This window comes from Sorangium sp. So ce1014 (assembly GCF_051521505.1).
Classification (GTDB): Bacteria; Myxococcota_A; Polyangia; order Polyangiales; family Polyangiaceae; genus Sorangium.
In genome coordinates this window covers 9,854,005-9,875,212 of the sequence record NZ_CP150356.1, presented here as the reverse complement: position 1 = coordinate 9,875,212, position 21,208 = coordinate 9,854,005, and the positions used below count along the sequence as shown (strand labels likewise).

Below are 21,208 nucleotides of genomic sequence, written 5' to 3'. Positions count from 1 at the left end.
ACCGGGCGCCGCACGTGCGGTCCCCGACCATCGTCATCCAACTGGCTTCCCGCTGTGCGGGCCTGCCTTACCACCGGTACCACGTTCGCGGCGCCACGCTCGCTGCCTAGGGCTTGCATGGCCGGCTCGCTGCGCGCAATGCGGCTGCTCCTCGACCGTGCGCCCGTACATCTTGGGACGTTTCTATCCGAAGCAGGTGCGGCGGAGCAAGGCGGCCCTTTCTGGAAGTTGGAGGATCCCGCGGCGGAGCCCCTCCGAGCGGTGCTCGAGCTCGACGGAGCTCGCTCCCACCCCCGACTCCATCCGCCTCGGTTCCGGTGCTCTCCTGGCGCCCTTCCGTGGTTGCCGACCGGGTGAGCCGATCTGTAAGTAATTGAATTTAATATATTTTCTAGAATCGGCTGCGTTCGGGTTGGCGTTCGGACTGCCGCTTCGGCCTCGTCCGGGCGCGCTGCTCGTGGACCCGCCCCGCGTCGCCCCTGTGGTTCGGGCAGAAGGTTCGAAAAATTCCTGGGATCGGCGCGGGCGATGCGGCGGGCTCATGAACGAGCTCCTCGACGTGCGAGATCCCGGATCGCCCTGCCGGGCGCCCCGCTGGGTCGAGCGCGTCAGCACTTGACCTGGGCCGCTGCGGCGCTCACGCGGGCGAGGCTTGCGCTTGACCGATGGCTTCGGCCACGGGATAGCGCCGTGGATGCGTGACGCGCTCAGCCGGACCGAGCCTCGTGAGATCGAGCTCAACCTGGGGACGACGAGGAAGCGCCTCTCCGGCGCGCTCGCTACGGGGGTGGCGGCCCTGGCGTGCGCCACGTCGATCGGCTCGGAGGCTCGCGCGGAGCTCGGCGCGGTTCACCCCGAGGTGCTCGCCGCGCACGCGGCTGTCCGCGCGGCGAGGGCGCCGGAGGTTTACGGCGCGTTGCGCGAGCTCTGGCGCACGTGGGACCGCGCAGATCCGACGCAGGTCGAGGAGGCGATCGCATCGATCGCGGAGAGCGGCGCGACCAGCGCGCCTGCCCGCGTCTACGCGGAGCTTCTTTCGGCGTACGCGCGCAGGCGGCGGGGCGATCTCGACGGCGCGGTCATGAAGATCCAAAAGCTCGGGTTCATCGGTCGCTGGGCGACGATCGGCCCGTTCGACAACGAGAACAAGGCGGGCTTCGATCGCGCGTTCGGGCCCGAGGAAGAGCTCGACCAACCGCTCACGGCGGGCAGGACGTACGACGGCAAGGCGCGGGCGGTCCGCTGGCGCGTGCCGCCCGAGGCGCCGCAGTACGGATGGTTCGATTTCGGCGACTTCATCCGTCCGGTAGAGGGTGTCTGCGGCTACGCGACGACGTCTGTCCGCGCGAAGGCGGGGACGCGCGCGCCTCGGCCGATCTCGGTCTGGGTCGGCTCGGATGGCGCGTTCAAGCTGTTCTGGAACGGCGAGAAGGTCCTTGCCGATCCGGGGTATCGCGAGCTCGACATCGATCGGTTCGCCGCGCTGGTGTCGCTCAAGCCCGGCTACAACCGCCTGACGATCAAGGTCTGCGGGGGCGCGTCGGCGCCCAAGTTCGCGCTGCGCATCGGTAACGAGAAGGGAGCTCCGGATCTCGATCTAGAGGTGGCCTCCGACATCGGGACGCAGGTGACGGCGCCGCAGGGGCAAGCGGGCGGCGCCAGACGCACGGGCGACGCGCGGGCGCAGGCCGAAGGATCGACCTCGGGCGTGAAGCTCGCCGCGCGTGCGCCTGCCGTCGAGGGGCCCATGCAGGCGTTCGAGCGCGCCGCGGGCGCCGCCCGGCCTTCGCCTGTCCTGCTGGAGGCGTTCGCGCGCTACCTCATGCTCACCGGCGGCGATGCCGAGGGCGAGCACAGAGCGCGCGATCTCGCGCGCCGCTCCGCCGAGGCCGAGCCGAGCGTGCGTCGCTACCTGCTCGCGGGCCAGCTCTCGGAGGATAGGAACCAGCAGCGCGCGTGGATCGAGCGCGCCGCTGCGCTCGCGGGCCGTGGCCGCGAGGACGTCGATGTCCTGCTCTCCCAGGCGCGGCTCGCGCAGACGAGCCCGAACTGGCGGGAAGCGGCCCCGATCTACGAGCGCATCCTGGCCGCCGATCCCGATCACGTGACCGCCACCCTCGGGCTCGTCGACCTCTACGTGGAGGCGGGGCTGAAGCGCACCGCCCTCGCCACGCTGGAGCGAGCGCTGTCGCGCCAGCCGAGCAGCGTCTCGTTGCTCCGCGCATCGGCGGCGCAGCTCCGCGCCCTCGGCCGCGACACGGAGGCCGTCGAGATGGAGGCGCGGTACGCGGCGCTGCGCTTCGACGACTCGAGCTTCCTGCACCAGCAGGTCGACCTCGCGGTGGCGCGCCGCGATCCTGCCGGCGCGGAGCGGTGGCTCGAGCGCTTCCTCCGCAGCGAGCCTGACTCCGTCTGGGCCCGCTCGGTCGCGGCGCGCACGTACCGAGCGCTCGGTCAGGGCGATCGCGCCCTCGCTGCCCACCAGCGCGCGCTCGCCATGGCGCCGGAGGACATCGGTACGCTGCGGGCGCTCTCGGATCTCTACGGCGAGGAGGGCAACCGGGAGGTGCAGCTGGAGATGCTGCAGCAGATCCTGGCGATCAGCCCTCAGGCGAAGGACGTGCGCGAGTACATCGAGCACATCGAACCGCCGAAGCCGCGCGCTGACGAGGCCTACGCCTGGGCGCCCGACCGCTTCCTGCCGATGCGGCGCAGCGCTGACCGGCAGTATCCCAAGCGCACGCTCCGCAGCCTGACGGTCACCACCGTCTTCCCGAACGGCCTCGCCAGCCGTTTCCGGCAGGTCGTCTTCCAGCCGCTCACGGACGAGGCTGCGGCGAGCGCCCGGCAGTACGCCTTCGAGTACCAGGCCGATCGCCAGACCGTGAGCCTCCGGGCCGCGAAGGTCTACCGGGCCGACGGCAAGGTCGACGGGGCGATCGAGAGCGGGGAGGCGGGCGCGAACAACCCGGCGCTCGCGATGTACACCTCGGCGCGCACGTTCTACGTCAGCTTCCCGCGGCTCAACGCCGGCGACGTTGTCGAGCTGCGGTACCGCATCGACGACGTCAGCCCTCGCAACGAGATCGCCGATCACTTCGGCGAGATCGAGTACCTCCAGGGAGACGAGCCGATCGCCAGCAGCGAGTACGTGCTGATCACGCCGAAGGCGAAGCCGTTCCACATCTTCGCGTCCCCCCTGCCTGGCCTCGTGCGCGAGACCAAGGAAGACGCCGACCGACGCATCTTCCGCTTCTCTGCCGCCTCCGTCCCGGCGGTCGCCCCCGAGCCGGCGATGCCCGCGTGGTCCGAGATCCTCGCGCACGTTCACGTCTCGACGTTCAAGAGCTGGGACGAGGTCGGCTCCTGGTACTGGGGCCTCGCGCGGGAGCAGTTCGATGTGGACGATGAGGTGCGCAAGCGAGTGCGCGAGATCACGAAGAACCTCAACGACGATCTGAGCAAGGTCCGCGCGATCTACAAGTACGCGACCGAGACGCGCTACGTGGCGCTCGAGTTCGGCATCGACGGCATCCGCCCGAGGAGGTGCGCCCAGACGCTCGCTCGCGGCTGGGGCGACTGCAAGGACAAGGCGACGCTGATCGTCACGATGCTCCGCGAGATCGGCATCCCCGCGACGATCGTCCTCGTGCGCACCCGCATGCGAGGCGGCATCGAGCCGGAGCCCGCGAGCCTCGCTCCGTTCGACCACGCGATCGCGTATGTGCCTTCGCTCGACCTCTACCTCGACGGAACGGCAGAGCACTCCGGCTCGACCGAGCTGCCGATCATGGATCGCGGAGCGATGGCGCTTCAGATCAACGAGGGCAAGCCGAAGCTCGTTCGCCTCCCGGAGCCCGCGCCGGAGGCTTCCGTCGTGCACCGGACCGTCGACATCGCGCTCGGCGCCGACGGGTCGGCTCAGCTCGGGGTCGACATCCAGGTGGCTGGCGCGTTCGCGCCGGATTGGCGGACCCGCTACATGGCGGAGGGGACGCGCCGCGATCGGGCAGGTCGGGACCTCGCGGCGGATTTCGGAACGGTCGAGCTGGCTCCCGGCAAGGCGGGCGTCGAGGTGAACGACCTCGAGGACATCGAGCTGCCGGTGAGGCTGCGGGCGAGAGGAAAAGCTGTCGCGCTTGCTCGCGCGGAGGGCGACAGCCTGTCGGTCCCAGCTGTCCCCGCCCAGCGCCTCGCCACCGAGTTCGCCTCCCTCTCGGTGCGCACCCGCGACGTGATCATCCCTGCGCTCACCACGCGCCGGGATGAATGGTCGATCCGCCTCCCTGCAGGGTGGCGCGTCACGAGGGTGCCGCTGCCCCAGGAGGTGGACACCCCTTTCGGCAAGTTCTCCATCTCGGTCGAGCAGTCCGCAGGGAAGATCGTCGTCCGCAGCCAGATTTCCCTCACGAAGTCCCGGATCAAGCCGTCCGAGTACATGGCCTTCAGGAGGTTCTGCGAGACGGCGGACCGCGCGTTCGGTCAGCGGGTCGTGCTCGGCAAGTGAACGAAGGCCTGCGCCTACGGCCCCAGGAGCTCGTCGACCGGCACCTGCCCCCTGCCTGGACCTTGACAACCTCGCGGCAGGTCGCCATAAAGCGCCCCCTCTACGCATCTCTGCGGCACGGAACAGCCTCTCCGGTGGTTCGGAGGGTGGCCGCTGGGAGCGGTAGGCACTCGGATCGAGGGCGTCATGCCGAAGATGAAGACGAACCGCGCCGCGGCCAAGCGGTTCAAGGTGACCGGCTCCGGCCGAATTCGCCGCAGCAAGTGCGGGCTCAACCACTGCATGCAGGAAAAAAGCAAGAAGCGCCTGCGTCGTCTCCGCAAGAACGACATGGTCGATTCGGCGATGGAGAAGCGCGTCAAGCTGCTTCTTCCTTACGGCTGACCCTGGATCAGTGAGGTAAAACTCCGATGCCGCGCGTAAAAAGAGGGTTCAAGGCCCGTCGTCGTCGCAACCGCGTCCTCAATCAGACCGAGGGCTACTTCCTCGGCCGGAAGAATCGCTTCCGTCAGGCGGTCGAGGTCCTGCGTCATGCCTGGGAGTACGGCTACATCAGCCGCAAGCTCAAGAAGCGTGATTTCCGCCGTCTCTGGATCACCCGGATCAACGCTGCCGCGCGCCTGAATGGCACGACCTACTCTCGTCTCGTCAACGGGCTCAAGAAGGCAGGCATCGCGCTCGACCGGAAGGTCCTTTCGGAGATCGCGATCCACGATCCGGCGTCGTTCGGTGCCGTGGCAAAACTTGCAGCGCCTGCCGTAGCGAAGTGACGGCTCCGGGCGGTCTGTCTGCTCGTTCAGCCGAGCTTCCGTCAGCTGACCGAGTCTGCTAGACCGCCCCGTCCAGACGCCAACGCTACAATCTGTAACATTTCTTACGCTGAGCTGGCCTCATTCAGAGGCCGCTCGGGCCATGCGCCGTAGGCATACAGGTCCGAGCGCGTCATCGTTGTGAGGGCAAGTCGTTACGTCCATGACGTAAACGGCGTCGCTCTTCCCCACGGTGAGGCGAATGAGTGCCGAACAAATGCACAGTGTGCACATCCTGCACGCCGGCTACGCATCTTTGATGGCACGCTATGACCCTGCTGCCAGGGTAAGATCGGACCCACCTTCAGGATCTCTGAGCGCTCCGCCGGGTAGCCACCGCCCTTCGACGTGGGCCTCGACGTTCAGGTCCTGACGTCTCCCTCAGGCCATTCCCGTCCGTCATCCCCGGTCTGGGGGTGTACTTCGCTGCGAACTCCGCTGAGCCTGGCCCGATGCCTGGAAATACTAACTTTCCAGGCGATCTGTCGTGAAAAATAACCTTCTCCGCCTTCGGCCGTCGGGTGAGGGCTCGACATTGCCATCGGGAGGCCCAGGTTCAGGAAACATCGAAGCTCACTGAGAGAACGGCCTCAGCGATCGGCTTCGGCCCATCCTATACGCTGGAAAGGACAGCGCATTCCCTTGCCTGTGCTGCGAGGGCGACCCACCAAACCGTGGGAGGCCGGCGAGCTCGATGTGCCCCCAAGGAGACAGGTTGCCGATGTTGTTGCGTCCCCACAAGCGTACCCAGCCATGCAGTTCGGCTCGGTCGCAGCGAAATGTTTCGCTCGACACGACACGGACGGCACCTTCCACTCTACACACCGCGCCCAGGTCAAGCTCTCAAACGGGAGAACACGGAACGCACGCCAATAAAGGCACTGTTCTTGCTTCTGGAGTTAGGCTGCCATCGGGAGCTGGCTCAACGGCAGCACTCTGCAAGAGCAGGCCTGCCCCAGGCGCGAAGAGTTCGACCGGAATCAAAAGAAAGCACCAGCGGTTGCCAGTTTCAACAGGGGCTCCTTCGGTCAGCACCTGCTCCCTGTTTGGCACGAAATCGTCTCGCCTGCCGCTGAAAGGTGGCGAGGCATTTCAATCTCGCAAGGTCAGCCGTTTAGAAGTGAACGCCGACACAAAGACCAAGATGAGCACGTCGACCGCCCGCCGTCCAGAAACTGCGCGGAGAAACTCCAAGTCCTCTGCTGTAGGTACCTCTGCGCGGCTCGCGGCATCCAAGAGCTCGCAGGGAGCCGAGACCGCATCGGCTCCCCGGCGGGCGGCATCGCAGACCACCGATCCGGGGGTCTCCGAGGTCGAAGGATTCGGGGACAGCCAGTCGCCGCGCTCGCACTTTCAAGGAGCTACCACCGTGGAGGGAGCCGCCATGAGGTCGACCAAGAGCAACGCCACTGTAGTGAAGGGCGACCCGCTCGCTCAGGGTGGGACAGCCACGCCAGAAGTCGCAGCCCTCAACCTTCTGGAAGACGACCAGGCGGAGGAGACCGCCGTCCGACCCCGCCCGGCGGAGATCCTGGATGAGGATCGGGCGGCCGACTTCATCGACCTGGACATCGGGCCGATCGAGCGGCTGCCTCAGCCCGAGCGGACGAGGAACCAGGATCGGGAGCTGAAGGATGTCGAGGACGGCGGCGGCGACTCGATGCTCGCCCGCTACTTCCGCGACATGGCGCTGCATCCTGTCATGGGGCCGGACGAGGAGCTCGACACCGCACGCGCGGTCGAGCGCACGGAGGTGGACCACTGGGTGGCTCTGCTCTCGTACCTGCCAGCGGCCGAATACATCCTCACCGCGCTCGAGGAGGATGTCGTGAAGGCCGGCGAGGATGAGGTGAAGGCTCCGCAGATCGCGGAGCTGCAGAAGCTCGTCCGCCTGGCGAAGAAGCAGAAGGGGAAGCTGCTGCCCGAGCAGGAGAAGCCGTGGACCCAGCTCTCCGAGGAGCTCGCTGCCGCCGTCCGGCTGCCCGACTCGGATCGCCTCTGGATGGCGCGTGCCTTCAACATCGCGCGCGATCTCGTGCGCGAGCCCGACTTCGAGGACGACGTGAGCGATCCCGAGGAGACGCGTCCCACGCGGCCGAGGCTCCCCTTGTCCAGCTCGTACCGCCGGTATCTCGACCGGGTCGAGCGATCCTTCCAGGCGCAGCACGACGCGAAGAACCGCTTCGTGAAGGCCAACCTCCGGCTCGTCGTGTCGATCGCACGCCGATACAACCGCGGGCGTCTGCCGCTCATCGACCTGATCCAGGAGGGCAACATCGGGCTGATGAAGGCGGTCGAGCGCTTCGATCACAGCCGCGGCTACCGCTTCTCGACCTATGCGTCCTGGTGGATCAGGCATGCGATCAGCCGAGCTCTGGCCGACAAGGGCCGCGCTGTCCGCATCCCGGTCCACATGCTCGACACGTACAACCGCGTAGCGCGGGCGACGCAGGCGATCATCGCGCGCACTGGGCACGAGCCGACGATCGAGGAGCTCGAGAAGGAGACGGGGGTTCCGCGCGAGAAGCTCGACAAGGTGAAGGACTTCTACGCGGAGACGCCGTTCTCTCTCGACCGCCCGGTCGGTGACGAGGACGGGCGGAAGTTCATCGACTTCCTTCAGGAGGAGAACGCGCTGTCGCCGTTCGACCACCTGGCGAACAGGAAGTGGAGCGACGAGGTCCGGCGGCTTCTGACGACGCTCACGCCGATCGAGTCGCGGATCATCCGCTGGCGCTTCGGGCTCGACGATGAGGATGAGCTCACGCTCAAGGAGATCGGCGACAAGTACAACCTGTCGCGCGAGCGCATCCGTCAGCTCCAGGAGCAGGCGCTCGGCAAGATCCGCAAGCAGATGCGCGACTACTGAGCGACGAGCTCAGCAAGGGCGATGATGCGGCCGCGCAGCGCAATGCTTGCGCGGCCGCACTGCTCGAGCCGCCTGATCCCGCTTGTGCGTGAGCACGCGCAGCGGCGAGCGGGGATCGGGAGCTCGTCGCGGCTGCAGTACGTGGCCGTGGACGCCCGCGCCTTCACGGTGTGCGCGCACCCTTCCAGAGCTCGTCGGCGAGCGCACCGACGAAGTCGTCGATTGCCCTTCGTACCGGCTCGATCTTCCCCGGGACGTCCGCGGCCAGGACGGCGAAGGCGATCGGAGATCGGCCGGGAGGCGGGAGGACGTAGCCGGAGAGGGCCACCACCGAGGCGAGCGTCCCCGTCTTGGCGCGGATGGCGCGCTCCTTCGACCACCCGCGGAAGCGGCCGCGCAAGGTCCCGTCCACGCCACCGATCGCGAGCTGCGCGGTGAAGTCCGCGCCGAGCGCGGGATCGAGGAGCGCGGCGCGGAGCAACCGGACGATGGACTCTGGCGAGGCACGAGCCGCGTCGAACAAGCCGGAGCCGTTCCGCAGGACGACGCCCTCTCCGAAGGCGTCGAGCTCGCTCAGGATCTCGCCGACCAGCTCCGCCGCAGCCTCAGCTGTGCCGGGGCGTCCGCGCTTCTCGGCGGCGAGCGTCTTGAAGATCGTCTCTGCGTAGAAGTTGTCGCTGTCCTTCCCGAGGGCGGCGAGGAGCTCGCCGAGAGGCGCCGAGCGGTGAGCCACAAGGAGCCGCTTCTGATGCTCGCCGCCGAGCCGCACCTCACCCGAGACCTCGACGCCCACCTCCTGCAGCATCTCCTTGAGCGCGTACGCCACGACCATGCGCGGATCATCGACGCGCCTCGCGAGGCTCACCGCGCGGCCGCCCTCCGGAACGTGCCCGCTGAGGTGCGCGACGAGGCGCTGACCGCTCGGCTCGAGTCGGAGGACGATCTTCTCAGGCGTGCCGCGCTTCGCGGTGGTCACGGTGCCACGGAGCACCGTGAAGCCTGGAGGATCGATCGCGACCGAAGCGGCCTGACCCGCTCTCGACGGGCGCACCGTGAAGCGCAGGGCATTCGCGTTCAGCGAGGCCGCAGCGACCGGGGCGCGGAAAGCCGCCCACTCATCCGGCTGCTGCTCGAAGGCCGGAGGCACAAAGCGCGCGTCGAAGTACCCCTGGTCGATCGCGATCGCCGTGACCTTGCGGATGCCGGCCGCGCGCAGCTCGCGCGCCATCTCCCAGAGATCGCGCGTCCTGAGCGACGGATCTCCCGCACCTCGGAGCACGAGCTCGGCGACGCTCCCGTTCGATGCCTCCCCGTAGAGGCCCGTCAGGTAGCGGTAGCCCGGGCCGAGCAGGCGCAGCGCAGCGGCTGCGGTGAAGAGCTTCGCGTTGGATGCGGGGTTGTACAAGCCGCGCTCATCGAAGGCGGCGAGGGTCGCTCCGCTCGCGATGTCGAGCGCGAGCACGCCGACCCGCCCCCCCGAGCGGCGCACGCCGATGGTGAGCTTCTCGAGCTGCTCTCGAGCGCGGCCTGGGTCGAATTTTCGAGGTCCATGCGCTCCGAGGGGCGACCGGGGTGCGCTCGGGGCACCGGGTACGCCGTGCGTGGGCTCCTCCTTGCGGGTCGAGCGCTCCGCGGGACTCGTGCCGCCGTCGAGCGGCTGTGAGCCGCCCGGGCGGGCGAGGATCGACGAGAGCACGAGCGCGACCACGGATACGGCGCGGCGGGGATGTCGAGGCATGACGGCTCTCCGGCTCTACAATGTCTCCACCGCGGGCGCTTCCTCCGGTCGACCGCTCGGCGCAGCCGGGCGATGCTCCTCCGTGCGCGCTCGGGGTTGTCCTTGTAAAGGAGAGCTTGCTAGGGTGCGCGCAGGCACTCCTTCACGTTCTGTTCGAAGGGAGGACACCGTGTCCCAGCAGCATTCGACCCGCGCGCTCTTGCCGCTCATCATCCTCGCGGCGGCGGCATGCTCCGGCGCCAAGCCCAAGCAGGCAGGGGAAGACTACAACTTCGACCAGGCAACCTCCGACCAGGCCGCACCGGCGGAGACGGGCAGCTCCGACGCCGCCGAGACGAGCGCGTCACCGGACAACGGCGGCGGGCTCAACGTCGACCAGAAGAAGCAGATGGAGATCGCGCTGCGGCGCGGGGGCGACAAGGCGGCGAACTGCGCCGAGGTCGTGCCCAGCGCGCCGACGGGCGAGGGCGAGGTCAAGGTCGTGTTCGACGGCCAGAAGGGGCGCGTGACCGACGTGCTGGTCGGACCGCCCTTCGCCGGAACGCCTGTCGAATCTTGCGTCAAGCGTGCCTTCGTCGGAGAGATCGTGCTGCCGTTCGATGGCGAGCCGCTCGAGGTCCCGTACACAGTGAAGCTGCCGTCGAAGAAGTCTGGCTCCGCGCCCTCCAGCACGAAGACTCCATGAAGAGCTCCGCCCTCGCCGTCGCCGCCGTGCTCGCGTTGACCGCTGCTTCCGCCGACGCGGAGGAGCCAGCGGCACCTCCGCGGTATCCGCCGTCGTCAGCGCGCGTGAAGGTCATCGTCGGCGGGGTGGCCGTGACGGCCCTCGCCTATGGCGCGGCGTTCCTGGCCGCGTCCTCTTGGCCCGAGGTGCCCGGGTCGAGCGAGCTGAAGATCCCGATCGCGGGCCCCTGGCTCGCGCTCGCCAAGAACGACTGCGCCGCTGACGATCCGGACTGCGGAGCGAAGCTGTATCTGCGCGGGGCGCTCACCGTCGTCGGCGGGCTCGCGCAGCTCGCTGGCCTCGGCCTCGTCGCCGAGGGCGTCTTCATGACCACCGAGGCACGCTTGGCGCAGCCGGTTGCGCCTGCGGCGCTGACGGTGCGGCCGGCCCCGGTGATCACCGCGACCGGCGTGGGCCTCGGCGTCGTCGGTACGTTCTGACAGCCGAGGGCCACGCGCGGCGATGCGCCGGCGCCGCTCACCCGCGGCGCCATGGCAACGGAGCGGGGCCGCGGACCGGCTTGCCGGTCAGTCGTCCGATGCGCTCAATCATCAGCTCCACGCTGGCGCCGTACGGCACGTGCCGGCCGGCGCTCCCGCCGAAGACCCGGCCTGCTCCGACCACGTCGCCTGCGCGCAGCTCGATGTGGTTGCTGATGTACGCGACCGATTCGGTCAGCGAGAAGGCCCACTCGCCGACGCGAGCGCAGGGGAGCGTCTCGGCGCCGACGCGGACCTGGGTCCGCAGCACCGCGACCGGGCCGAGCTCGTCGGGCGTGACGAGCACCGGACCGAGCTGCGTTGCGAAATCCTTCGTTTCTGAAGGCGGCAACCCGTGCGCCAGCGATCGCGTCTCCAGGCCGCGCGCGGTCCAGTCGTTCAGCACGGTGTAGCCGACGATCGCGCGCTCCACTTCCTCCGGCGTGGCGCGCCGAAGATCCTCGCAGAGGAGCGCCGCCAGGTTCAGCTCGTAGTCGGGCTCGTCCTCGAGCGCGGGGAAGGGGATCGCTGCATCCTGTCCAAGCAGCGCGCGGCTGTTGCCGAACCGATACCAGGGGCGCTCTGCGTCGTGCGCGTAAGGGCCGAGCTGGATGTACGCCGCGCGGTCGGTGGCGCAGGGAGGCAGCCACAGGACGGTGGCCGGTTGCAGCTGCGTCGACGAGGGGCGATCTCCGCTGAGGAGCCGGTCGTCCAGCGCGTGGAGGCCGGCACAACGGAGCGCCACAACGCGGGTGTGAAAGTCCGAGACGCCGCGGATGTCAGCGAGCTTCGTCCCGAAGTGACGCTCGAGCTCCGCGACGTCGTAGAGCGCACCGTCCCGTTCCAGCGCGACGACCGGGGTGGACGTCGCCAGCTGGAGCACGTGGGCGATTCGCATGGCGTGGCCAGGTCGCGGAGAGCTGGCGGAGTGTACCATCCCGGTCCGCCGAAGCCTCGGGCCACTGGAGCCCCCGCTCCCGCGGCCACGGTCGGGCCCGATTCCCAGGGGCCCAGGCCTTCTTGGGAGATCGGATTGCCCTTTGCATTGACGCGCTGGGAGAGCGGCCTAGAATGCCGGCGGATTCAAAGCGGCACCACGTCGCGCAGGCTTGCCTCGGGCCCGTCCGGTTGTAGACGGGCTCGCACGGCAGGTCAGGTTCTGTTGCCGGTGCGGGATTCCTCTCGCGGGGTTTCCTCCGGCTTCGGTCCTGTTGACGGGGCCGTGCGGCTTGTAAGCCGGGCAAGGTATTTGCCGTGGACAGCCGAGCCTCGTCGGCGCTCACCTTTGAGCGCCGATCGAGGAACTGGTTACAGGCGCGCACACGGCGCAGCGGAGCGATGGGTCATGAGCAAGCGGACCAAATTCGTCTTCGTCACAGGCGGAGTCGTATCGTCGATCGGCAAGGGACTGGCTGCGGCGTCGATCGGGGCGCTGATGGAGTCCCGTGGGTTGAAGGTCACCCACCTCAAGCTGGACCCGTACATCAATGTCGATCCCGGCACGATGTCGCCCTACCAGCACGGCGAGGTCTTCGTCACGGACGACGGCGCGGAGACCGATCTGGATCTGGGGCACTACGAGCGCTTCACGCTCGCCCGGATGACGAGGCAGAACAACTTCACCACGGGCCGCGTCTACGAGGCGGTCATCTCGAAAGAGCGCCGCGGCGAGTATCTCGGAGCGACGGTGCAGGTGATCCCGCACGTCACGGACGAGATCAAGCTGCGCATCCGCTCCGCCGCGGACGGGGCCGACGTGGCGATCGTGGAGGTCGGCGGCACCGTGGGCGACATCGAGTCGCTCCCGTTCATCGAGGCGATCCGCCAGCTCAAGGTGGAGTCGGGCGCGCAGAACGCCATCTCGGTGCACGTCACGCTCGTGCCGTTCATCGCGACAGCGGGCGAGCTGAAGACGAAGCCCACCCAGCACTCGGTGAAGGAGATGCGCGAGATCGGCATCCAGCCGGACATCCTTCTCTGTCGCTGCGATCGGCCGCTCCCGCGCAGCATGAAGGAGAAGATCTCCCTCTTCTCGAACGTTGCGGTCGATTGCGTGATCGCGGCCGTCGACGTCGACTGCATCTACGAGCTCCCGCTGGTCCTCCACGCCGAGGGGATCGACGAGAAGATCACCGAGCTGCTCAACATCTGGGCGAGGCAGCCGGATCTGTCATCCTGGCAGCGCATCGTCGAGCGGTTCAAGAAGCCGTCCCGCGGCATCGTGAAGATCGGCGTCGTCGGCAAGTACGTGCACCTGCGCGACTCCTACAAGTCGCTCCACGAGGCGCTCGTCCACGGCGGGCTCCACAACGACGTGCGGGTCGAGCTCGAGTACATCGACTCCGAGCAGATCGAGGCGCGCGGTGCGCCCGAGCTGCTCTCGAACCTCGACGCGATCCTCGTGCCCGGCGGCTTCGGCGATCGCGGGACCGAGGGAAAGATCGAGGCCATCCGTTACGCGCGCGAGGAGAAGATCCCGTTCTTCGGGATCTGCCTCGGCATGCAGCTCGCGGTCGTCGAGTTCGCGCGGCACGTGTGCGGCATGGCCGGAGCGAACTCAGTGGAGTTCGATCGTAACGCCGCCTACCCGGTGATCGATCTGATGCCCGACCAGAAGGGGGTCGTCGAGAAGGGCGGGACGATGCGTCTCGGCGCGTACCCGTGCGTGCTCGACAAGGGCTCGGTCGCTGCGGAAGCGTACGGGCAGACGAGCATCAGCGAGCGGCACCGGCACCGGTACGAGGTGGCCAACAAGTACCGCGAAGCGATGGCGCAGAAGGGGCTCGTGCTCTCCGGGACGTCGCCCGACCAGCGGCTCGTCGAGATGATCGAGCTGCGCGAGCACCCGTACTTCGTGGGCTGTCAGTTCCACCCCGAGTTCAAGAGCCGCCCCCAAAGCGCGCACCCGCTCTTCGCTCGGTTCGTCCGCGCCGGTCTTGAGCGACAGCGCGAGCGCAACAAGGCCGAGAAGCCGAAGCCCGGCGATTCCGCCACCGCTCACAGCCAGCAGGCTGTTTCGTCCGTGAATTAGCGTCCCCACCGGAGAGCCCTGACGGATCTCTGGCCGCCACTTCGGCGGCGGGATGCGTGGGCTGGCTCAGGGTATCGAGCGGGCTGCCGCAAGCGCCAACGGACGGAGGCTGACCAGCAGCCTTCGTCCGTCAGCGGTTCGATGCCGAACGGGGCGGGCGGTCAGACGTCGCCGAGGCTCGGCCGGCCCAGAGGCGGGGCGTCGAGCGGCTCGACTGGCGCGGCGTGAGGGGCGAGAAGCGGCGAGCGCTCGCCGACCTCCTTGATCAGGTTCCGCTGGAGCACGTGCGCCGGCGCCGTCCTGAGGTCCCAGATCAGGCGGAGCTTCTCCATCCCGCGCAGGATGTAGAAGCTGACGTCGATCTCCCACCAGAAGAAGCCTTGGTTCGCGCTGCTCATGTAGTGGTGGTGGTTGTTGTGCCACCCCTCGCCGAGCGTGATCAGCGCGAGCCAGAAATTGTTGCGGCTCGTGTCCGTCGTCGCGTAACGCCGCGAGCCAAATACGTGCGCGAGGGAGTTGATCGTGAACGTGCCGTGCATGAGCGCGCACGTCGACACGACGTAGCCCCACAGGAACGCATCGTAGCCGCCCAACGCGAAGAGCAGCGCCATCATGCCGAGCGGCCCGACCACGTGGTAGCGGTCCAGCCAGCGAAGCTCAGGGAAGCCCGCGAAATCAGGGATCCGCTTCAGGTCGAGCTCCTCGTGCTCGCGGCCGATCCACCAGCCGAGGTGCGCGTACCAGAACCCCCTGCGGAGCGGGCTGTGAACGTCGCGCTCGGTGTCCGAGTACTTGTGATGGACGCGGTGCGTTCCCCCCCACCACAGCGGGCCCTTCTGGGTCGCGGTGGTCCCGAGCAGCGCGAGCAGGAACTGGAGGCCACGGCTCGTCTTGTAGCTCCGGTGCGAGAAGTACCGGTGGTAGACCCCCGTGATCGCGAACATCCGGATGAAGTACGTGGCCGCAGCGAGCGCCGCGAGCTTCCAGGTGGCGCCTCGCATGATGGCGACCGCGGTGCCCACGTGGATCGCGACGATCCCGAGCACGTTGAAGAGCTGGCCGAGGCCCGGGCCAGACTTCGGTACGACGACTCGTGTAGGGCTCGATGCAGGGGCGTGCGTCATGGTTTCCAAGGTGCATGGAGCATCGAGCACGCCCGTCACTGGGGTTCACGACACTGGTCATGATTCCGTCACGCGACGCAGCGCTCGGTACCCGACGGATCCGGGCGCGCGTCGCCGACGAGCGCGCGGCCTCAGGGGCGCAGGGTCAAGACGTCGATGGACGGCCCGGCGGAGATCCGGATCTCGCTCGCCCGGAGGGGGTCTCCGTCGAGGATATAGGGACCGTCGCCGGGCGACGTCGCGCCGGGCGCGGCGTCGAACCGGACCGTGAAATCGCGGACGAGATCGTCGAAGTGATCCCTGCCGCCGATCCTCCGGCCCGCAACGACGAGCGGGGCGCGCGGGCCCAGCTCTCGCGGGGGCAGCGCGCTGGCGACGAGGTGCGGGCGCTCGAGATCCTCACCGGCCCGGTAGGTGACCCGCATGTGGATGCCGAGATCGCGCACCGCGGACGAGCAAATCAGCGACCAGGCGCGCGGGGCGAGCTGCCGTCCCTCCACGTCGATCGTGCAGCGCAACGGGTCGAGCACGCGCCGCGCATAGGAGCCGCCGTAGAAGGACTCGATGAACACGCGCGCTACAATGCGCGCAGCGGCCCCGTATCCGTCCCCTCCGCGCTCGTAGTAGACATCGAAGAAGCTGGCCACGAGCCCGGTGCCGAAGATGAAGCCGATGCGCTCCTCGACTCCGCCGTGCGTCGTCGCTCGCGCGCGCAAGGTGGGCCGGCGGACGGTTCCGCGGAGGGTGGCGCCGTCGTGACGGCCGCGAGCTTTGTGGATGATCCGCTCGAGGAGCGCAGCCGGATCGCCCGTCATGCCCCAGTTCCGCGCGACGGTCGCCACGGTTCCGCCTGGCAGCAGGACGAGGGGCGGCAAGGAGCTCTCACCGAAGGCGCGAACGAGCGCAGTGACCCCCGCCATGAAGCTGCCGTCGCCGCCGGAGAGCGCGACGAGATCCGTGCCCCGGTGCGCGATCCGATCGCAGACCTCCGCGAGCTCCGCGACGTTCGAGGTCAGGTGGAGCTTCGCCGCGCCAGCGCAGGCGGCCGACATGCGGTCGATGAGCGAAGGCCTCGCCCGGTACCGGCGCGCTGTGGTGTTGACGATGACGTCGATACGCATGGTGCCGGGACGTGAGCGCCGTATAGAACGGATTCCCCGGCTGGTCGAGCCGAAGGGGCTTCGAGCGCGCACTTCGGCGCGGTAAGAGGCGCCTCATGCATCGCGTGCTCTCCGGGTCGATCCTCGCCGGCCTCCTCTCGCTCGCCACGGTCATCGGCTGCGCGAGCTCGGCCTCGATACGCGCGGCCGAGGCGGGCAGGTTCGACGAGCTGCGCCGCGCGCTGAACGACGAGCTGCGCCGCGGCGCGCTGGACAGCGACGACGCACGCGCGATCGCCCGTGCGATCGCCGAGGGGGAGATCGCGCGCGCGACGCCGCCGTCCGGGGTCGATCTTTTGCGCGAGATCCGGACCTGTGCGCGCCCCCTGGAGGACGCGCTCGCCGAGCGCGCCGCGGGCTCGGACGCGGTCACGACAGCCGCAGCGATGATCCTCCTCGAGGCAGGGATCACCGATCCAGAGCGCGTGAAGCTGTACGCAAACGATGCGGCGGCGGGACGGTCCCCTGGTAAGAACGCGGCGCTTCGCGCGCTGGAGACGCGGGCCCTCGTCGCATCCGCGGACGGCGCGGTGCGCCGCTCGCGGATGCTCGACGGAGATCAGGAGGTGCGCGTCTCGGCGCTTCGCGCCGCGATCGCAGCGGCGGACCCGAGCGACCGGGGCGCGCTGCTCGAAGCGGCGCGGCTCGACCCGTACCCGCTCGCGCGGACGCTCGCGATCCGCGCCGCCGGCGCGCTCGGTGGTCGGGAGGTCGTGCTGGCGTTACGGGATATCTGGACCCTCTCGGATGAACCTGGGCGTGAAGCGATCGCCGAGGCGTGGGCGGCGCCGCGCGCCATCGGCGACGGCGGCCGCGCGCAGCTCCTCTGGGCGATCTCCACCGAACGCGGCGCCCCGGCGATCGCCGCGGCGCGCGCGCTGGTGCGCGTGGGCGGCGATGGCGCCGGGGAAGCGGTCTCCGTGCTCCTCGGCGCCATCCGCGCGAGCCAGAGCAGGGATCGCATCTACGCGATCCTCTCCGCGCCGCTCGAGGACCGCGCGGTGCGATCCGCGCTCCTCGAAGCGAAGGACGATCCGGACCACGCCGTGGCCTTCGCCGTCCACGCCCGCTACGTCGATGCTCCGCCGCACACCGTCGCAGCGCGCGAGCGCTCCACGGCGATCGCGTGGCTGATGAAGCTCGCCTCGGGCACGTCGACGCGCGCGGTGCTCGCGCGGGGAGCTCTCGCCCGTGCAGGCGTCCGCGCGGCGGTGCCGCTCCTGGAGCGCGATCTCCGATCCCGGGAGATCCCGGTGCGGGAGGCGGCGGCGACCGGCTTGGTCGAGCTCGGCGAGAGCCCTCGCGCTGCCTTGCTCCTCGCCGACGCCGTGCCTCAGGTCAGGATCTCCGTGGCCTGCGCCATCCTCGGCGCCTCCTGAGCGCCGCCGGCCCCGGCCCGACAAGCGCCCGGTCGTTCAGAACCGCGAGACGAGCTCGAGCCGCGCACCCTCGAACGGCGGGAAGGTCCGGCACACACCGGAGACGCAGCGCAGGCCTCCGCGCCGCTGGCCGACGAAGAGCTGCGCCGTGTCGACGATCTGAGCGAGCGTCGTCCTCTTTGATCCGGACTTCCACTGCAGCCCCCCGCTGAAGAAGTGGCAGAGCTCGCCGTCCTTGCCGGGCTCGCAACCAGGTACGGATGTGTATTCGTGACCGAAAATTGCAGCCAGATGGGGCGACCACTGGAGCGCGATGTAGTTGTCCCCTTCGATCCAGGACGATTCGAAATTCTCTGGCCTGTAGCGGCGGCGGCTGTTGCCCTGCGCCTGGATGGAGAATGCTCCGGCGAGGTGCTTCACGATGTCGTAGCGGACGTAGCCCTCGCTGTAGAAGGCGCGCTCCGAATCGGCCTCGTCGGATTGCCGAGCTCCGGCCCACGCGCGCACGTGCGAGCGGCTGTCGTCGAAGTGGAGCTCGGTGCCTGCCGCTACGTCCCACGTGTCGGTGCGGTTTGCGTCGTCCGTGATGCATTCCTCGTTCGCCTTCTCCGTGAAGCTCACGTAATGACCGAGCCAGGCGTACAGGGACACGCTCCGGTTGAAGCGGTAGTCGACGCGCCCGCGCCCGCCCGTTGCGCAGACGTTCGGCGCTCCGATCGGCTCGACATAGACGGGCTCTGCCGTGGGAGGTTGGTTGTACGCGAGGCCCTTGTACTCGGGCGCGCTGAAGCCGGGGTTCAGCACGTCGACATCGATGCTGGCCGAGAGCGGTAAGAAGCGGCGATAGTGCTTCCCTTCGAGCGACACGGCGAGCGGCCCGCTGCGGGCGTTCGCCGCCGCATAGATCGCATAGCCTGACCGGATGCGCCGGCCCTCTTCCGTTCGGCCCGGCTGGCCGGCCACCTCGACGTACACGTCCCCGCGCTCCGCGATCGAGGGAACACCGATCGAGCCGCTGAACGTGCCGATCTCGCCCCGGAGGAGCGCTCCGTTCGCGGCGAGCTGCACGCCCTTCACCCCCACCTCCAGGCTTCCGCCGAGCACGGTGTCCTCGACGTAGCTCGGCCGCGCCTCCGCGACGTTCCTGACAGGGCGCGGATTCCCCTGCGCGTCCAACGTCGACTCGTCCGTGATCAGGTTTCCCGCGCTCTCCGCGTCGGGGAACCCGAGGAAGAGGGGCGACCCGGCGCCGTGCAGCCTCCTGCCGCTCGCGCTGTCGATGCGCAGCGGGTTCAGCTGCCCGGCGAAGGCCATGGCCTTGAGCCGGAGGAACGTGAAATCGTGCTCGAGCGCGAGCCTGCCACCTCGGACCGTCGTGTCGATGGCCAGCTCGTCCATCTTGCGCGCGCTGAAGACCAGGCCGCGCCCGAGCTGGGCGTAAAAATCGCCTGCCGTGGCCTCGATGCCTGCCTGAGTGTAGGTTACCCAGAGCTTCGCCGGATAGACCGTGTTCCGGTACCGCGAGTGGAGCTCCCGCCTGGCGTCGTTGATCTCGAACAAGACCTCATCGTTCAGGATCTTCTGCTGCAGGTCGGCGCTGGTCGCCGAGGGCCTGCCGACATAGAGGGCGGCATCGAGCCGGGCGCCGAGCTGAAGACGCCACCAGCTGATCTGCGCGTCCAGCCGGTCGAGGATCTCGCCGTAGTGGTCGTCGAGGTAGCGCGACGCGTAGCGGGGATCGTCGTTCCGGTTGTCGAAGTGGTACACCGCGGCCGCGGTGTTCACGATGTCCACCGCCATCGGTTTGCCCCCGACGTTCGGGACATCGATCGCCGCCGCGGGGGCGGCGGCGAGGAGGAGGGACGCTGCGGGCAGACAGGCAAGGGCGGCTTGGAGCAGGGAGCGCACCTCGCGTTCCTACCATGGACCTATCGCCCGTGGAGCGTCGTCGCGGCGCGGCGCCGAGCGCGAGTCCCTCCGTTCCTACGGTTGGCCGAGCGCCTTCTCGACCTGCTCGGCGAGCATCGCCTCGTCGCCGGGCTGGTACCCGCCGCGCTTGTGAAGAATCGAGCCGTCTCGGCCGATGAGCACGGAGAACGGGAGCTCGCGCTTCGGATTGTACTTGGCCGCCACGGTCGTCTCCTCGTCGAGGAGCACGGGGAAGATCATCTCCCTATCGTGCGCCGTGCTGCTCACCTGCGCGCGGGACTCCGGTCCATCGAGGGACACGGCGAGCACGACGAACCCCTTGTCCCTGTGCTTCTTGTAGAGCTCGACGATGTGGGGCATCTCCGCCAGGCACGGATCACAGGTGGTCGACCAGAAGTCGATCAATACGACGCTCTTGCCGGAGTAGTCCGAGAGCCTGACTGTCTTGCCGTCGAGGGCGGGGAGCGAGAAGTCCGGCGCAGGGCTCGCCGCCGGGCCGCCGGAGGCTGCTCCGCACGAGGTGGTCGCGAGGCCAAGGACAGTGAGCACCAGCGAGAGCGCGCAGCGGCTATTTCGGTTCATCGAGGGTTTCCGTCGCGAATGGGCCGGCCTGAGCGGCCGACCCGGCATGAGGGCTTCACGTCGCGGACGCCACGAGCGGCGCCCTGGCAGATTCTCCCGCGCGGGCGTGCCGACCACGGTGGCTCGGCGATGCGCCCGCGCGGCGGCTCGTTCAGATCTCGCCGTTCATGATCCTCTCGAAGGTTCGCCAGAAACGGCTGTTCTCCTCGGGCACACCGGCGACGACCTCGACGATGGTCATGTCCTTCGTCTTGACCAGCATGTTCGCCGGGAACGCATCGGCCTGGAAGAGCGCGCCGAGCTTGTATGACGGGTCGATCGCGGACGGGTATTGCACGTCGTACTGGGTCGTCCAGCGGTACAGGTCGCGCGGCACGGCCGGCTCGCCCGGGTTCCTCCCGTCAGCGAGCTGGACCAGGAACTCGCCGCCCAGCGGTTGATACTGCTCGTAGAGCCGGGGCAGGACGGACTCCGCCTCGATTTTGCAGGGGCCGCACCACACGGACGAGACGTCGATCAGCAGCACCTTCGGCTTCGGCTCGCCAGCGCCGTAAGGCGAGCCCTCGGGAAAGACCTCCTCCCCGGACGGGTTGTAGAAGTCGGCGAGCTGAATCGGCTGCATCGTGTCTTTGTGTTCGGCGGCGTTGGCGTATCCGACGAACTGATAGTTCGCGATCACCCGGCCGGGGCTGATCCCATACGGCCCAGCCGGATATTGAGCAGCGTTGGCCGCAGGCTGACCCGTCCCGTCAGGAAAAGGAGGAGCCGGAATGGGATCCTCTTCTCCTGCGCAGCCGACGAGCCCCAGGGTTGCCACGACGCCAAGGCCCATCCAAACGAGAACTGCGTCCATTCGCATGATGCCACCGCCTGAAGT

Annotated in this window: 15 protein-coding genes; 8 read left to right on the top strand and 7 right to left on the bottom strand. The window is 68.6% G+C overall.

Annotation, left to right across the window (positions count from 1 at the left end):
* The first annotated feature begins 658 nt into the window (after positions 1–658).
* From WME75_RS37415 to WME75_RS37400, 4 genes are all read left to right on the top strand, one after another.
* On the top strand, positions 659–4,507 hold the full coding sequence (locus WME75_RS37415; protein WP_437481255.1) for a DUF3857 domain-containing protein: 3,849 nt from the start codon (positions 659–661) through the stop codon (positions 4,505–4,507).
* 186 nt (positions 4,508–4,693) lie between these two features.
* On the top strand, positions 4,694–4,891 hold the full coding sequence (rpmI, locus tag WME75_RS37410; RefSeq protein ID WP_437481252.1) for a 50S ribosomal protein L35: 198 nt from the start codon (positions 4,694–4,696) through the stop codon (positions 4,889–4,891).
* A gap of 26 nt (positions 4,892–4,917) precedes the next feature.
* Complete coding sequence (gene rplT, locus WME75_RS37405; RefSeq protein WP_437481250.1) at positions 4,918–5,277, top strand: 50S ribosomal protein L20; 360 nt, start codon at positions 4,918–4,920, stop codon at positions 5,275–5,277.
* 1,039 nt (positions 5,278–6,316) lie between these two features.
* On the top strand, positions 6,317–8,185 hold the full coding sequence (locus WME75_RS37400; protein ID WP_437481247.1) for a sigma-70 family RNA polymerase sigma factor: 1,869 nt from the start codon (positions 6,317–6,319) through the stop codon (positions 8,183–8,185).
* Between the two features lie 163 nt (positions 8,186–8,348).
* Here WME75_RS37400 and dacB read toward each other — a convergent pair whose 3' ends face one another.
* On the bottom strand, positions 8,349–9,923 hold the full coding sequence (dacB, locus tag WME75_RS37395; protein ID WP_437481244.1) for a D-alanyl-D-alanine carboxypeptidase/D-alanyl-D-alanine endopeptidase: 1,575 nt from the start codon (positions 9,921–9,923) through the stop codon (positions 8,349–8,351).
* Between the two features lie 169 nt (positions 9,924–10,092).
* Here dacB and WME75_RS37390 point away from each other — a divergent pair, with 169 nt between their 5' ends.
* Positions 10,093–10,608 (top strand): hypothetical protein, encoded by a 516-nt coding sequence (locus WME75_RS37390; protein WP_437481241.1) that lies wholly within the window; start codon positions 10,093–10,095, stop codon positions 10,606–10,608.
* Positions 10,605–11,087, top strand: a complete 483-nt coding sequence (locus WME75_RS37385; RefSeq protein WP_437481239.1) for a hypothetical protein — start codon at positions 10,605–10,607, stop codon at positions 11,085–11,087. The genes WME75_RS37390 and WME75_RS37385 overlap by 4 nt, the downstream gene beginning before the upstream one ends.
* A 37-nt stretch (positions 11,088–11,124) precedes the next feature.
* Here the strand turns inward: WME75_RS37385 and WME75_RS37380 are convergent, their stop codons facing one another.
* Entirely contained in the window at positions 11,125–12,024 is a 900-nt protein-coding gene (locus WME75_RS37380; RefSeq protein ID WP_437481236.1) for a fumarylacetoacetate hydrolase family protein, read from the bottom strand.
* A 447-nt stretch (positions 12,025–12,471) separates the two neighbouring features.
* Here WME75_RS37380 and WME75_RS37375 point away from each other — a divergent pair, with 447 nt between their 5' ends.
* On the top strand, positions 12,472–14,157 hold the full coding sequence (locus tag WME75_RS37375; protein ID WP_437481234.1) for a CTP synthase: 1,686 nt from the start codon (positions 12,472–12,474) through the stop codon (positions 14,155–14,157).
* A gap of 161 nt (positions 14,158–14,318) precedes the next feature.
* Here the strand turns inward: WME75_RS37375 and WME75_RS37370 are convergent, their stop codons facing one another.
* Together WME75_RS37370 and WME75_RS37365 are read right to left on the bottom strand one after the other, a co-directional pair.
* Positions 14,319–15,281 carry an acyl-CoA desaturase gene (locus tag WME75_RS37370; RefSeq protein ID WP_437481232.1) on the bottom strand — a complete coding sequence of 321 codons (963 nt, stop codon included), beginning with the start codon at positions 15,279–15,281 and terminating at the stop codon, positions 14,319–14,321.
* Between the two features lie 131 nt (positions 15,282–15,412).
* On the bottom strand, positions 15,413–16,402 hold the full coding sequence (locus WME75_RS37365; protein WP_437481230.1) for a diacylglycerol/lipid kinase family protein: 990 nt from the start codon (positions 16,400–16,402) through the stop codon (positions 15,413–15,415).
* Positions 16,403–16,497: 95 nt separating this feature from the next.
* On the opposite strand from WME75_RS37365, the gene WME75_RS37360 reads away from it, so the two are divergent.
* Positions 16,498–17,820, top strand: a complete 1,323-nt coding sequence (locus tag WME75_RS37360) for a hypothetical protein (protein ID WP_437481227.1) — start codon at positions 16,498–16,500, stop codon at positions 17,818–17,820.
* A 36-nt stretch (positions 17,821–17,856) separates the two neighbouring features.
* Here the strand turns inward: WME75_RS37360 and WME75_RS37355 are convergent, their stop codons facing one another.
* The 3 genes from WME75_RS37355 to WME75_RS37345 form a co-directional block, all read right to left on the bottom strand.
* Complete coding sequence (locus tag WME75_RS37355; protein WP_437481224.1) at positions 17,857–19,728, bottom strand: DUF6029 family protein; 1,872 nt, start codon at positions 19,726–19,728, stop codon at positions 17,857–17,859.
* A gap of 75 nt (positions 19,729–19,803) precedes the next feature.
* The gene (locus tag WME75_RS37350) at positions 19,804–20,331 is read right to left on the bottom strand and encodes a peroxiredoxin family protein (protein ID WP_437481222.1); all 528 of its coding nucleotides are present in this window, start codon (positions 20,329–20,331) and stop codon (positions 19,804–19,806) included.
* 151 nt (positions 20,332–20,482) lie between these two features.
* A complete protein-coding gene (locus WME75_RS37345; protein ID WP_437481219.1) occupies positions 20,483–21,190 on the bottom strand; it encodes a TlpA family protein disulfide reductase in 708 nt (235 codons plus the stop codon).
* Positions 21,191–21,208: the final 18 nt, after the last annotated feature.